Here is a 14,715-nt window from a genome sequence, read left to right as displayed (position 1 = left end):
TATCCAACTTTACATGAAAAAAAATTATGCCCATCTTATATTTCTTGTAGTTCTCTTGAGTTGTAACACCAGAAAATCTCCTGTGAGCTATGAAACAGAGACCTTAAAAATTAACCAACTTACCGAACATACATTTCAACACATTACCTATTTACAAACAGAAAGTTTTGGCAAGGTGCCCTGCAATGGCATGATTGTAATCTCCGATGGCGAAGCTATTATATTTGATACCCCAAATACAGATGCGGAGTCTGAGGAATTGATGCAATGGATTCAAAATGAATTGAAATGCACTATAAAGGCTGTTGTACCCACCCATTTCCACACGGATTGTTTGGGTGGATTGCAAGCTTTCCACAATAGAGATATCCCGTCATATGCCTATAGTAAGACTTTGGAGCTTGCGGCATTGAACAATACTCCCATTCCCCAGCATGGTTTTACAAACCAATTGGAACTATCTGTTGGAAACGAAACGGTCATCTTGGATTACTTGGGAGAAGGACACACCATAGACAACAGCATTGGTTATTTCCCCTTGGATCAAGTTTTATTTGGGGGCTGTTTAATAAAATCGCTAGGTGCTGGAAAAGGATATCTTGGGGATGCCAATATTGCTGAGTGGCCCAAAACCGTATCCAAATTAAAATCCAAGTATCCAGAAATTTCAGTGGTTGTTCCCGGGCATGGAAAAGCCGGAGCAACAGATTTGTTCGACTTTACCATTACCCTTTTTGGAGAGCACTGATAAAAACCGCATCCATGACTCAAAAAATGGGTTTTCAATCAAATAGCTATCCATTTACCTTTATTATCCGTTACTTTTGAAAAAAGCATGTATTCATGAGAACACTACCATTCGTCCTTGCCATTTTTATTTCATTCAGCTTTACAGATAATCAGAAAACAAAAAAAATAATAGGGTATTGGGAAATATATAAAATTGAAAAATCCAACGAAGCTTCACAAACCGAAAGAAACAAATACCTCCATTTTCATGAAAATGGAGTGTTGGAAGGAGGAGGGATCGGGAAAAGCCCTAATAAATCCGGTACATGGAAAATTGATGCAAAATCCAATACCCTCATGCTGCAATCGGAAAGAGACAACAACGACGAACTTGGAGCTTTTACAATTGTACAATTGACCCAAAAAGAATTGGTCATAGAAAAAGATGTAATGCGGGTCTACTTGGAAAAAGTGGAGTCCCCGTAAAGTCTCAATTTCAAGTTTTATATGGTAATGCTAGGGATTTCATAAATCCAAATGAGGGTTTCGTCAATTGCGGGCCAAATTCTTCATGCTCATCTGTTAGATTTGGAAGTGTATCAAAAATACATGAGATATGTCTTCCTTACATGCCAACTTGGCCACTTCATTCTGTTCCCTACTTTTATGTTTCCAAGCATTTACGCAAACCAATGAACAGGCCCAACACCGAATAGAAGCATTCTTGAAAGAAAGTTTTGTCACCACAATAGAACGCATTGATTCTGAAGCCATTGAAAGCATCTTAAAATACAATGTCTATTGCATTAAGCGGAAAACTTTGAACACTTACCGTAATGATAGAACCCATGAAGATAAATTCATCGTTTTGGACACTGGGGAGGAAATCATTCATTTTCAGCATATCAATAACAATACATCCCTGGATTATTTCTTGAGTCTCATAAGGGAAGATTTTATGCTAGACCCAGAAACGGCTCCTGTTTTTGAGGGTGTGTTGGACATTCTCTATCCCGTGGCCGATTGGAAGATTGATAAAAGGGAATATTTTTTCAAAGATGGCAGCTGGTATTTTCTCCGGGATGCCTACTTCCGAACGAAACAAGGTTTTAAGGTTACCACAGATACTGAGGGGAAAATCGTTTCCATATGCTATAAAATGAAATGGGACGAACCAGACAGATTATAACGCAATACCCATAAACTTAGTCACAAAAAAGCGGGCTTTTCTAGAAAAGCCCGCTTTTATATATCACTTTCTCTTCTATTGAGTTCTAATAGAACGTTGCTCTTTTATCCTCAATTTCAGCCTTTTCCTTAAGTGCATTGTACACCGCACCATTTACACGGTTGGCCGCTGAACTTCTTAAGTTGTTGGCGTAGGTGCTAAAGTTTTCAATGCTCGGTGCTTCTTCCTTGTTCGTCACTTTTATCATAAACACCCCTGTTTCGCCTTCAATTAGGTTAGAAGTTTGGTCTTGGTCCAAGGCAAATGCCCTCCCAACTACCAAAGGCTCCCTTCCAGCACCGGGAATGGTAGGAGCTTTTATGGTCAAGGCCGAGGCATTGCTCAAGCTTACATTGTTATCGGAAGCAAAAGCATCCATTGCTTTTCCTTGATTGGCCGCTATAATCTGTTCTGCTTTACGTTTTTTTCTGATTTCTGGCAATGCGGTTGCAGAAGCATCTTCAGGGGTCATGAGACCTTTTTTGTACTTTTTGGTTAATTGTACAATAGCGTATCCGTTGTTTACATTAAAACGTCTGATATCCCCCACATTGGTATCATCATTGAAAGCCCATTGCACAATACTACGCTGTGATCCCAAACCAGGAAGGTTTTCTTCCATCTCTTTGATTTTGTTCACGGGACGTACCGTGTAGCTACTCTCCCTTGCAATGTCACCAAAATTTTCAGGTTCGGCATCCATGGTGGCCATTTCCAATTTAGTGGCATCGGTGAACAAGGTATTGATGGTTTCTTCAGATGGTTCAATTTCTCTTGAAAGTGTAGCTACCTGAATCACGTCTTGCTTATCATCAACCTTAATAATGTGATACCCAAACTGTGTTTCCACCAAGTCAATGGCACCTACTGGGTTATTAAAACAAAAATCGTTGAATTCATCAGCCATGACCCCTTCTTGGAAATAGCCCAAATCCCCTCCACGTGGCGCAGAAGGCCCATCAGAATTTTCACGGGCCAAGGTAGTAAAGACAGTTCCTTCTTTTTTGGCTTCGACCAAAAGCTCTTTTGCCCTTGCCTCGGCTTCTTCCTTGGTTCTTGTAATACTAGGGTTGGCACGTTCTGCACCTTCCCAAGTAATCAAAATATGACTTGCTTTTACGGTTCCATTGGTTTTCTTATCCATAATCTTGGAAACGCGGTAGAAATCACCGTCCTTATATGGACCATAGATTTCACCAACAGACATGCTCATCAAAGTATCGGCTGCTATGGAAGGTAAATCGTTTTTGGCTTTGTATATGGTATCAAACTTGGTATCTGAGTTCCGATCCAAGAAAGCGACCATATCGGTGGTATTCCTAAACCCAGGTATCGTATCTGTAGCGTCCCTTTCCTCCGAGTATTCAACGGTGTCGCTCAACAGGGCAGTGATGGCATCCTTGACCGCTTTATCGTCCTCAGCGGAAGGTTTTTCCTCAAAATAAACGAAACGGATGTCCCGTGCTTTTTCCTGTTGGAATTGATCTTGGTGATTACTGATATAGGCCTGAATCTCACTTTTTGAAACTTGGATGGTGCTATCGGGAATTGAAGAATATGGAACCCGAACGTACTGAATGTCCACTTTTCTATTGGCCAATTGGTAATCGAACTCACCTTCGGCCAAGGTAGCACCAACGCCTCCTTTGATCAAATTAAAGTACATGCGTTCTTTGGCGGCTTGAATGATTGATTTCTCGTCTTGCAGCCAAGCATCATAACGAAGCGGGTCATTGGCCCTCCAATCCGCAATGGCACTTTTAAATACCTCCTCGTTGAAAATTCCATTCTCATCCAAAAAATCTGGAATCTGTGCGTATCCCGAAGTTCTTACAAACTCAATAATCTGATCGCTTTCCACATCAATACCCAAATCCTCAAATTGTTGGTTTAGGATGGCCTTTCGTACTTCTTGGTCGTAAACGGTATTTACCAATTGTGTTGAAGAAAAGTTGGGACCGTACCTTCTCGAGGCGGTTTCCACTTCCCTTCTAAACGCGTCAATGGAAATACTCTCCCCATTAATCTCAGCCACTTCGGAGCCCACTTTGCCCCCAGCAAAATCATTGCTGGTAAAGACCCCTGATATTACAAATGCGAACAAGGCCATACCAATGATCAAGATCAGGATGGTTGTCCGTTTTCTAATATTCTCTAATATTGCCATTTTACTGCTTGTTTACTTTAATTTTAGTGGGCGAAAATACCACTTTCTTTTCAAATAGGAAAGGGTAAAAAACGTTGGAAATTGTTAATCCTCAGTGCGAACACGTACACTGACCAAATCGATTTTGGTGTTGGACACCTCTAAAATATGAAAGCTGAAATTTTCGATCCTCACTTCTGAATCCTGCTCGGGAATTTCGCCGGTCTCGTTCATGATCAGTCCGCCCAAGGTTTCGTATTCCTCACTTTCGGGCAATTCCAATTTATAGGTTTCATTGATGTAGTCCACCTCCAATCGTGCAGAAAACTTAAATACATTTTCACTGACCTGTTCTTCATGTAGGTCCGTACTGTCATGTTCATCCTCAATTTCACCAAAGAGTTCTTCAATAATATCCTCCACGGTCAAGAGTCCGGCCGTACCTCCGTATTCATCCAACACCACCGCCACGCTTTTTCGTTTTTTGGTAAGTACATTCAAAATATCTTGAATGAGCATTGTCTCTGGTACAAACTCTACCGGCAGCAAGATGCTTTTTATGGTTTTCGGCTTTTTGAAAAGTTCGTAGGAATGTACGTAACCAATGATTTCATCAATGCTATCCTTGAATACGAGTATTTTAGAATAGCCTGTTTCGGTAAACAACTTGGTGAGGTTCTTTGGTGTCTCCTCCAACTCAACAGCAGTGATCTCAGTCCTGGGCACCATGACCTCGCGTGCCTTTACCGTGGAAAATTGTAGCGCATTCTGGAAAATCTGTATTTCTGAATCCACCACATCCTCTTCTTCTACGGTTTCCATCTGTTCGGTAATATAATCTCCCAATTCCAATTTGGTGAAGGATAATTGCACCTCGTCTCCATCAATCTTGAAAAAAATCTTCAGAATAAAATCCGAAACCTTAATCACAAACCAAGAGACAATAGAGAACAACACGTAAAAGAAGTAGGCGGGAATGGCAAAGAATTTCAGCAGTGTGTTGGAATAGATCTGAAAGAGCACTTTGGGCAAAAATTCCGCCGTAAACAAAATAATCAGTGTTGAAATTACGGTTTGGGTCAACAGGCTGAAATCCGTAAGCAGAACATTTAAAAAGTCATATTTTGCCGGGAGTAGGCTTTGGAACCATTCCATGAGCACATCTCCCATGAACAACCCATAAATTACCAGGGCTATGTTATTGCCAATGAGCATGGTGGCAATAAACTTTGAGGGTTTGTCGGTGAGCCATGTCAGTAGTTTGGCCAAAAGTCCCTCTTGTTTCTTTTCAATTTCTATGTGAATTCTGTTGGCAGAAATAAATGCAATTTCCATTCCTGAAAAGAAAGCCGAAAACAGTAATGAAAGGACTATGATGATTACCGAGGTATCCAAGGCTATTGTTGATTATCCTTTTTATGTTGCTCAAAGCGTTTGCGGTATCTTCGTCTGAAGATGAACATGGCAATTGAAACCACCGCAAAGAAAATAAAAATATAGGTTTCTTTGGGCTCTACACTCCAAAGCGTAATGATCTTGTAGATTGAAATGACAGCCACGGCCAAGTAAAGGTATTCTGTATATCGTAATATTTTAATCATATCATTCTTCTTCTTTAATGGTCATGAGACCATAGGTTTTGTGGGCCTTGAAAAAACTGAAATCTTTGTTGAAATCCATCCCCTCGCCATCCATTACGGTTCCATCTTCTGGATTGGTATAGGTAAAGGTTTCTTCGGTGAAAATCCAGTTGTTTTTTCTATCAAAGAACAGCTGGGGTGTTTCCAACTTTTTCCCATCATGGCTTTCTATCACAACATTTCCACGTAGGTCTATCAAACTGGTTTGGGAATAGACAATACCGTAGTCGGCCGTAATTATACTTTTTTGGTTCTTATCGTCATAGAAATCAACCTTGAGTCCTTTAGGAAAGGTACGGAATTTAAAGCTTTGATTGTCAAAATCCTCCGATATGGGACTGGTCAGCACAGCTATTACTCGCGTCTTTGACGAATCTTGCGAGCTCAATTCTTCAATGCTTTCGGTATAGGTAAGGGTAAAGTTTTGGGCCACGCCTTGCGGAAAAATGGGTTTTACGGCCTCTTCTCCCACTCTTTTGTAGTTGTCACCACAGGACATAAAAAGGATTGCCACGGTAAAAACCGTGGCAAAACACTTTAAAATATGTTCAGAGGATTGTTTCACCTTATAGATTGGGCACCTTAACGCTACCACCTACCCAGCAACTGAACGATACTGTTTTTCCGGCCATTCCGGAATTAAAGATCATCTCTTTACTAGGAGCTCTTTCTGAATAACTAGCCGCTGTCTGACTGGCAGTGCTTCCCAAAGATGGGTCAACACGTCCTGCTTTTCTGGCCATATCCTCAGCTTTCCAATAGATAGCTCTCTTTTCAAATGGAGTGCTTCCACAATCGTTGGCACTGCTTGCATAAAGATTTGCAATCAACAAATATGCCTTACCGTTGGCGGGGTTGGCATCAATTGCCTTTAGGGCATAGCTTCTGGCCTGTGATTTACTGGTTCTACGTACTGTAGTAGCAATCTTGTATAGGATATCTGATTTTTTATAGGAGTCAGTTTCCAACTCAACAGCCTTGTTGAAATCAGCAATGGCTCCATTGGTGTCTCCGGATTTTTGCTTCAACGCACCTCCATACAGATATGCACTTGCGGAAGGCTCCAAGGCCAACTGGGCTTCGAACAACTTTCTAAACATAGGGTCGTCGGTACATTCTTTGGAGAACATTCTTCCCACGGCTCTTTTTACCCAAGCAACATCGCCTTTTTTCTCTTCATAGCTTTTTTCATAAAGAGGAATAAGATTGTCACAATCGGCCAAAGCTCCCAATTTGGAATCGATACTGGCTCCTACCTTACCGTAGGATTCAGAGTTGGTGCTGGCAACCCGTAGCATTCTTTTTTCTTTTGATGTAATGGTTCCTGTAGAATCTTTTGGAAGCAGTTTTGTGATAACGTCGGTCAACTTTTGGTTTTCCGTCTCAACCTTCTCGGTTACATCATCATAGGTGTCAAATACATCTTGTAGGTCTTTTTTACCAGCAGCGTGCAAATCCACCAAACTTGAGAAATAAAGGTACAGTGCCTTTGGGTTGGTGAAATTTTCTTTGTCTGATTTGAAAGCCTCATCCAACATTTTGAATATCTGCTCATCAGAGGCCATTTTGTTATCATATAATAAAAGGGCCTTGTCTATCCCAACACCTGCCGAAGAATAGTTTTTCGGGAAATATTTGAGACTGTTATCGTACAAAGACAACAATTCTTGTACATAGCCATCCTTATCGGCACCCGTTGAATTTTCAACCTTGTGCTTTAAGATTCTTTCCCCGTAGGAGAAATTGGCCTTATTGATGTCCGGACAACTTTCATACACCATTTTCCATGGTTCGTAGGCGGCATCATAGTTTTTTACTTTTGCGTGTTCTGCGTAAATGGAAAGATTGGTCATGCACTCTGGATTTTGTGCTTGAGCCATACTTAATCCCGTCAACATAATGACCGCTATCATCGTTAAGTAGTGTTTCTTCTTCATCTTACTGATTTTTAAAGTGGTTAAAGTACAAATTTTCATTAAAAAATCCTCTTATAGGGATTCATATGGTTGGTTAATTATGATATTTTTAAAAAAAAGGCGCATCAATCTATCTTTCTTTTTCTAAACCACCTTGCATTTAATGATAATCCCACATTGACTTTAAAATAGCTTTCCTCAATCAGTGCTGCATCCGTGGTTCCTCTTCTTCCAAGCTCAAATCCAATATTTAAGTTTGAGAAGGCTGATTCATAGTTTAATCCGCCCATCGGTAATCCTAGTCCAAAAGTTATGCCAAAATTATTGATCTCCTTATTGTTCACCTCCAAACCACTTAGGTCATACCGCACTCCAGCGCGATAGGTAACTCTTTTAAAATAGCTGGACAATGAGCGGTAATCCGGCACCCAGTACCCACCAAATGCGTAGGTGCTTGCGTCATTATAGGTAACATTCTCCAAACCAAGGAAGGTGTTTTCAAAATCACTGAATTGTTGAAAGCTGTATTCCCCTCCCATAAACCACTTTTTATCTTCACCAAATCCTAATCCTACCGTGGTTCGGGTAGGAATCTTCAATTCGGTGTTTCTTCTGTTGGTAGCGTCCAAATCCACATCAATGACCTCAATGTCGTCCCCTGTTACCAAGGAAAACGAACCCAGTCTTTGCGAGTTTTTGGAAACAAGATTTCCTTGGGTATTTACACGAACCGAAGTAAACAGTGTATACTTGTCTTTTATGGTAGGTGTATAATTCAAGGCGTAATTAAAGTCGTATCCGTTTATTCGCGATTCCCTATTATCCAACGTACCAAATTGAACGTCTTCCACACTTTGAATGCGTTGGTATTCCAATGTCCCAAAATTATAATTTACGGTTGCCCCCAAACTAACATTCTTGAAGGGTTCAAAACCCACTGATATGTAGATTCGGTTCAACCCTCCTTCACCCGAATACACATTGGTGACCATGGAACCTGTACCTGTTGAGGTCTCATCCCTAAGACTGTACCCAACGGATGAGAGTGGCATCAATCCAAAACCTACCCCAACTTTGTTGGCAACGGGAAATGCAATGGCCAAATAATCCAGATTTGTCACGGAAATCCGTTGTTCCTCGGTCCAGTCCTTCAATCTATTTTCGGTGTGCGATATTCCAGCGGTATAGGTGGTAAGTCGTAGTTTTGAGTAAGCTGCTGGATTTTGCAGGTTGATGTGGATACTATCGGCGTACATGGCCATCCCACCCATCATTTGGTTGTCCACTGTTCCAGAAGTTCTAAGATCTCCTATCCCAAAATATGAATATGGCGATATGGTACCGTTTTGTGCAAAAAGGCCTTGTGCGACCATGCAAACAAAAGCAATCAAAAATTTCTTAACCATCTAACGTTTGTTGTATTCCAGCAAGCAATTTAGCCCCTCCAGGAGAAATTTAGAATTCGCAAATATGGTGTTTTTTAGCCTTTTCGCAAAAAATTGGGCGTCGCCGCCTGTTAAAATAACTGTTAAATGTTGAAAACGATTGCGATACTGGTCTATCACCCCATCCACTTCTTGCGTAACCCCATTGATTACCCCACTGTGCATGCTACTTGCGGTGGAATTTCCAATAAAGTCCATAATATCCTCTGGGTCCAATAGCGGAAGTGCCGCCGTTTGGTTATGCATGGCTTTATAGCGCATGCGAATACCAGGAGAAATGGCGCCTCCCACGTACTCCCCAGCGTTGTTGACCATATCATAGGTAATGCATGTGCCGGCATCAATGACCAAAGTGTTGCCCCTTGGATTATGATAAAAAGCCGAGGTGGCCAGAGCAACCCTATCCATCCCCAAGGTCTGGGGTGTGGCATAGCTGTTCTTGAACGGCACTTTGGAATCGTGCGTGAGCACATGAACCTTGCAGAACAGGGCCACAATATCCCGTTCTTTTCGGTCCAGTTTGCCAACGGAGGAAATAAGGGCATGGTTAATTCTAGGGTACTGTTCAAAGAGCTCCTTGACCTTGGAGAGAAATAACCCCGACTCCGAACTCTGGTCATAAAGGAGGTTGCCGTTATCAAAAACGGCGTATTTAATTAAGGTATTGCCAATGTCTATGACCAGATTCATGCTGCAAAGATCGAGAATTGCAAAAAAAGGAATGCCTTTTTTGAGGTTTTTGTTTGTATATCCTAATTTTGAAATTATATTTGCACCCGCTTAACAGGCATGGTACCTTAGCTCAGTTGGTAGAGCAACGGACTGAAAATCCGTGTGTCCCTGGTTCGATTCCTGGAGGTACCACTTTTAAGTTTCATAGAAGCTCTGTAGGTCAACGACTTACGGAGCTTTTCTTTTTTCAGGGGACGAATGAGGGGACTAATAAAGCTTTATAAGCAACAATCTGGGAGTTTATTATTTATTTCGTTGGAAACTTCTTCAATTACATCTGCACAATTTATAACAAACTGATCATCAACTTCAATTAAGGTTGAAATTTCCGAAACATCTCCCTCATCAAAAAAACTTTCGTTTGGCAATTTTAATCTAAACGGCAATTCCTTATGGTTGGACACTAAGAAATCATAACTTCGTCCATTACCATGTTTAAGAACATTAATTGCACTTATAAAAATTTCAAACCTATCACACAAACCATCTTCTCCACATTGACTTAGAACTTCCTTTGCTTTTCGAAAACCATGCTTGCATGAAAGTCGGTCTTGCAAGATTGAATCAAACAATGAAAACATACCTACAGCAAGTATAGCTTTTTGAAGCTGAATCATTTGGAGACTCTTAACTGCAGATGTAGGTGCCCTATCCTCAAGGATTTTTAAAACTTCACTATTTACTTCCTTCAAAGCAGATAATGTAAAAAAAGTGCCACGATGCACCAAATCAGCGTAACTATGCATTTGTTTAATTTTAAAAAATTGTCGAATTAAATAAGGAATCGCCTATTAAAACCAATTCAATTAATTAACCACAAACCCTTTTGGAATTTTAAATACCATATTTGCTTTCCCTTGTCAAAAAGGCTTGTATTCCTCCTTCTAGCTTTAAGAGTTTATCCCTGTTCTCAATATTTTCAATTGTTGTGGATGTAACATGAGTATAAACATCGGTATTAGGAATTTCCAAAACATGAATAAGTGAAGAATCTCCGTTAATTACAAAGTTTGAATTATGACTGGCAAATATAATCTGTCGATCAAATTGTTTTTGCTTTACCAATTCAACCAAATAATCCGCTACAAGTTTATTATCCAGATGAGCTTCTGGCTCATCAATTATTAGAGGTTTAACCCCTGTCATTAACAATGTAACTATAACCGCTGTACATCTTTGCCCAAATGAACATGATTCTAATTCACGATCCCCATAAAACCCCTTAATTTTGATATATTTTGAAAGATTATAGCGATGCTTTCTTACTAAGTTTAAATAAATAATATAATTACCTCCATTGCTGAAAATATCTAGCACAACCTTAACATAATTGTTTTGTTTACGAATATTATTTTCTTCTAGACTATTGTTTAATCTGGAAACAAACTGCTTATAGTTCATCTTAAGTAATTCGAAATTTGGCTCAATCAGAAACAAAGCCTCCTTAACTTTTGCTTCCGAAGTACCAGAAATATGGTAAGAGCTAAATGTTTCATAAAATTCTTTAAAAAGACTACTCTTATAAGTTAAATCGTCGAAGTCATAAGTAAACTTAATACTTAAGACATTTTCATCATCTACCTGAAGCCTTTCATTTATCTTATCTAGGTTCTTCTTAATTAAAGCATTATTCCTTTCATACAGTTTATCTATATTACTTATGATTTCACTATTCTCGTTATAACTTGCTTTTAATCTTGAATCCATGGTTTCAAGATTTCTTATATCAGCCGAAATTTTTGAGAGATTTTCAGATGCTTTTTGAGAATCCTTTATTGTCTCTTCGTTTGTTCCTTTTTCTTGGAAAAAATCGCGCAAATTTTTAGCCTCTATCTCTAAGGCTGCATTGATTTCCTCTATTCTAGAATTAATTGCTTCAAACTCCTTTGGTTTTACATTAATTCCATCCTCAGTTTTAATCAATTCTTCAACCTCGTTGATTTTTGAAACTATCACCTGAATCCTTTCATCTATTTCATTTAATGCTTTTTCATTGCTATAATTAAGGGAGATTTTAGACAATTCATCCAATAACAACTTATAGTTTCTAAAACTGCTATTAATCGTCTCAAGTTCTTCTTTTAGGTCTTTTATGTTTGAGGTAATACGTTTGTATTTTTCGTCATTTATTGAATCAATTATTTTCCTTAAAGTCTCCTGCTCCTTAAGTTTCACCCCTTTTTCTTTTGAGTTTTTAATAAGGTTAAATACAATGAAAATGTTCTCTCCAATCTTTGTAATAATCTCATTATACTTTGTGTCAATCTCTATAAATTCACTTTCTATTCCCCTTATTCGCTCTTCAAAAACCAAATTTGTTAACTCATTACCTTCTGCCAGTTTTTCTATCTTTCCCTGACTAACAAATTCAATTTCATTGGTTCCAGTTATTTCTACATATTCATTTTTATCTTGCTCAATATCATATTCTCCATCATTTACAATTAAATCTGAACGCTTAAAAAATTCGGTACTCTCATTAAGCTTTTCTGCAATAATATTTATGATAGTACTTTTCCCCGTACCACGCCCACCAATTATACAAGTAAAATAATCACTAAAAAATAAATGCCTCTTGATGTTTTTTAAACAAAAATCTTGAGGCGAACCTGATTCTTTTCTTTGTATGTATGTAGCTGATGGGAAATTTAGTTTTACACTTTCAATTCTTCTAACAGGATGCCGTGGCTCATTTTCTGTTATTTTCACCCTGTAAATAGGTTCATAAACAACCTGTTTTAGCCCCTCAAATGTCAAATCAGCTTTAATCCATGTAACATCTTTTATAATTTCGATTTCACCCGTTTTGGGGTTTTCCCTTGAATATCTTTTCCCTAGAAAATCATCCATTTCCGTAAATGAATGTGCATCAGAACCACAAATTACTGGCTTTGCCTTTGCAACCTCTTCTCCTTCATACCTATCAACACTTAAACAATAATCAACATTTTGGATCCCCCCAAAGAACAAATGGCAGATTTTATCAATTTCATCCGTTATTGCCAACTTTCTTGGAGAATTGTTCATTGGTCTTAATCCCGCATTATTAACAGCAGCTAAAATCAGATATGACTTAGTATCGCCAAAAACATCCAAAAGACATCTTTTTAATTCATTATGATTAACTGTTGCACTAACAAATTGATCTTCAGATAAATTTTTACAAGACACTCTAGACCCTCCTGAATTTGTATGATGTGTTTTTAATATTGTAAGAAACTCATCAATATGTTTTCGTCCAACATCATTCGAAAAAATCACATGAATATTAACTTCTTCAGAATTTTTATTTACCGCAACCTCAAGTCTAAACTCAACATTAGGAAAAAATACCTTATTTGATTTGGGATAATATTTGGAGAATTTCTCTAAAAAGGTAAAATAGTTATCACAAGAAAAGTAATCTGTTATTCCAAATGCTGACACATCTGATTGTTCTATTTTATCACAATAAGTTTTCCAGATATCCTCACCATCTATTTGTTGAAAGTTGTTATTTAATTTAGTAAATGGGGTATGAATATGTAAGTCCCATTTTCTCCAAATTGAACCCTTATCAGACGTCAATAATTTATTGCTCATAACTTGATACTTTCTTTATAATTCATAAATGATTTATTTAAATATTATTTCAAATCTTAAGCAATCTGGTTTAAGAACGAAACAATGCTTTTAAATACTAAAAACAATTGCCATACGATTAACAATTGTTTTCGGATATTTCTGACGTTTAAAATAAGTAATTTTAACGGTTAGAGCTATTATGACAGAACATCAGTCTAATATATCAAACTCATTAATCTAAAACCGCCTTATTTTTCTCATCTAACCTCTTATACAAAGGCAATGTTCTTCTATTCAAATCAATACTCTTAACTCTTAAAAAAGTTCTATCTAAAGTATCCTTTACTGTAAACTCTCCTCTTACTGCATTAAGCTTTTCAAAGTTTTCAAGGTACTCCGATGAAGTATAAAAATCTGTATATAACTGAGAAACTCTTTTTGAACAGTTCCAAGGTTGACACTTGAACCTACCATAGTTTTTGGTGATATATTTTGTCACATAAGAACCTGTTGCTTTAATATTCTTAGTATGGATTTGCTTAACATCAAAAGCACTAGAGGGGTTGAAATTCTCATTCCTTGGGAGTACCCCATTTTTCTTTTGTAAGTCAATCCAATATTTCCACCACTTTTCTATTTTCCAGTATTTGTTGGTGATAATGTGAAAATGAACATTCCCTTTGAATTCATCATTCTTCGTCTGTCTTTCTGCTACCCATAAATATTGAAAATCATCAAATCGCTTTTTGGCATTGTCTAAAAACTTTCTGAGCAAATCAACCGCCTGTTCATCCTCCACTTTATTCATGAATGTTAGAGTAACAAAGCTGAAACGCTTATAACATCTGGAAAAGCAGGTTATCTTCTTCCTGATTTTCCTTTTTGAACGTTTTGAGAGGTGTCGCAACTTTGGTTCACCTGTCTTTTTCTTGGCAGGCTTAGACTTTTTCTCTTGAGGATCTTCCTCATCTTCTGGTTTTTTCTTCTTTCGTTGGAGTGATGAACCAGTAAACTCTTCTTCTGGAACTACACCGAACATTCTCGTAGAAAACTCAACGCTCGTTCCATAGGTATTCTTAACTATCATGCTACGCTAAAAAAATCGGAATCGTTGCGCATTTATAAATACCATATAAAGGTAGATACCAAAGGTGCTTATAGAATGCGCAATGATTTCTGAAGGTTAAAAAAAAGAAAACGCTACTCGCTTATGAATGGCGGGATAAAACTGTCCCTGTTAAACCTTCTCATAAAGGTTCCCGCCCTGCGGTTGTATACGTTCATGTATTCCCAATTCGAGTGATGCTTTTTTAGG

At 38.3% G+C, this 14,715-nt stretch carries 13 protein-coding genes and 1 tRNA gene; 4 read left to right on the top strand and 10 right to left on the bottom strand.

Annotated elements, in window-relative coordinates; translation table 11 throughout:
- Window positions 1–13 precede the first annotated feature (13 nt).
- From bla to AB1A65_RS07415, 3 genes are all read left to right on the top strand, one after another.
- Window positions 14–748 (top strand): subclass B1 metallo-beta-lactamase, encoded by a 735-nt coding sequence (gene bla / locus AB1A65_RS07425; RefSeq protein ID WP_366587353.1) that lies wholly within the window; start codon window positions 14–16, stop codon window positions 746–748.
- A 95-nt stretch (window positions 749–843) separates the two neighbouring features.
- Entirely contained in the window at window positions 844–1,215 is a 372-nt protein-coding gene (locus AB1A65_RS07420; RefSeq protein ID WP_366587351.1) for a lipocalin family protein, read from the top strand.
- A gap of 130 nt (window positions 1,216–1,345) precedes the next feature.
- Window positions 1,346–1,918 carry a hypothetical protein gene (locus tag AB1A65_RS07415; RefSeq protein ID WP_366587348.1) on the top strand — a complete coding sequence of 191 codons (573 nt, stop codon included), beginning with the start codon at window positions 1,346–1,348 and terminating at the stop codon, window positions 1,916–1,918.
- 85 nt (window positions 1,919–2,003) lie between these two features.
- Here the strand turns inward: AB1A65_RS07415 and AB1A65_RS07410 are convergent, their stop codons facing one another.
- The 7 genes from AB1A65_RS07410 to AB1A65_RS07380 all read right to left on the bottom strand — a co-directional run bounded on the left by AB1A65_RS07410 (window position 2,004) and on the right by AB1A65_RS07380 (window position 9,794).
- Entirely contained in the window at window positions 2,004–4,124 is a 2,121-nt protein-coding gene (locus tag AB1A65_RS07410; protein ID WP_366587346.1) for a peptidylprolyl isomerase, read from the bottom strand.
- A gap of 84 nt (window positions 4,125–4,208) precedes the next feature.
- The gene (locus tag AB1A65_RS07405; protein WP_366587344.1) at window positions 4,209–5,498 is read right to left on the bottom strand and encodes a hemolysin family protein; all 1,290 of its coding nucleotides are present in this window, start codon (window positions 5,496–5,498) and stop codon (window positions 4,209–4,211) included.
- Between the two features lie 2 nt (window positions 5,499–5,500).
- Entirely contained in the window at window positions 5,501–5,704 is a 204-nt protein-coding gene (locus AB1A65_RS07400; RefSeq protein ID WP_366587342.1) for a hypothetical protein, read from the bottom strand.
- 1 nt (window position 5,705) lies between these two features.
- Window positions 5,706–6,308, bottom strand: a complete 603-nt coding sequence (gene lptC / locus AB1A65_RS07395; protein WP_366587340.1) for an LPS export ABC transporter periplasmic protein LptC — start codon at window positions 6,306–6,308, stop codon at window positions 5,706–5,708.
- A 1-nt stretch (window position 6,309) separates the two neighbouring features.
- Window positions 6,310–7,680 carry a hypothetical protein gene (locus AB1A65_RS07390; protein ID WP_366587338.1) on the bottom strand — a complete coding sequence of 457 codons (1,371 nt, stop codon included), beginning with the start codon at window positions 7,678–7,680 and terminating at the stop codon, window positions 6,310–6,312.
- Window positions 7,681–7,784: 104 nt separating this feature from the next.
- Window positions 7,785–9,065, bottom strand: a complete 1,281-nt coding sequence (locus tag AB1A65_RS07385; RefSeq protein WP_366587336.1) for a hypothetical protein — start codon at window positions 9,063–9,065, stop codon at window positions 7,785–7,787.
- Complete coding sequence (locus tag AB1A65_RS07380) at window positions 9,066–9,794, bottom strand: type III pantothenate kinase (RefSeq protein WP_366587334.1); 729 nt, start codon at window positions 9,792–9,794, stop codon at window positions 9,066–9,068.
- A 101-nt stretch (window positions 9,795–9,895) separates the two neighbouring features.
- On the opposite strand from AB1A65_RS07380, the gene AB1A65_RS07375 reads away from it, so the two are divergent.
- Window positions 9,896–9,968: transfer RNA gene (locus AB1A65_RS07375), tRNA-Phe, on the top strand.
- An 86-nt stretch (window positions 9,969–10,054) separates the two neighbouring features.
- Here the strand turns inward: AB1A65_RS07375 and AB1A65_RS07370 are convergent.
- The 3 genes from AB1A65_RS07370 to AB1A65_RS07360 all read right to left on the bottom strand — a co-directional run bounded on the left by AB1A65_RS07370 (window position 10,055) and on the right by AB1A65_RS07360 (window position 14,487).
- Window positions 10,055–10,582 (bottom strand): hypothetical protein, encoded by a 528-nt coding sequence (locus AB1A65_RS07370; RefSeq protein WP_366587332.1) that lies wholly within the window; start codon window positions 10,580–10,582, stop codon window positions 10,055–10,057.
- 88 nt (window positions 10,583–10,670) lie between these two features.
- Window positions 10,671–13,418, bottom strand: a complete 2,748-nt coding sequence (locus tag AB1A65_RS07365; protein WP_366587330.1) for a TrlF family AAA-like ATPase — start codon at window positions 13,416–13,418, stop codon at window positions 10,671–10,673.
- Between the two features lie 214 nt (window positions 13,419–13,632).
- The gene (locus AB1A65_RS07360) at window positions 13,633–14,487 is read right to left on the bottom strand and encodes a hypothetical protein (RefSeq protein WP_366587328.1); all 855 of its coding nucleotides are present in this window, start codon (window positions 14,485–14,487) and stop codon (window positions 13,633–13,635) included.
- Between the last annotated feature and the right edge of the window lie 228 nt (window positions 14,488–14,715).

Origin of the sequence: Allomuricauda sp. ANG21 (assembly GCF_040705235.1) — a bacterium.
GTDB lineage: Bacteria > Bacteroidota > Bacteroidia > Flavobacteriales > Flavobacteriaceae > Flagellimonas > Flagellimonas marina.
This window is presented reverse-complemented; position numbering and strand designations above follow the sequence as displayed.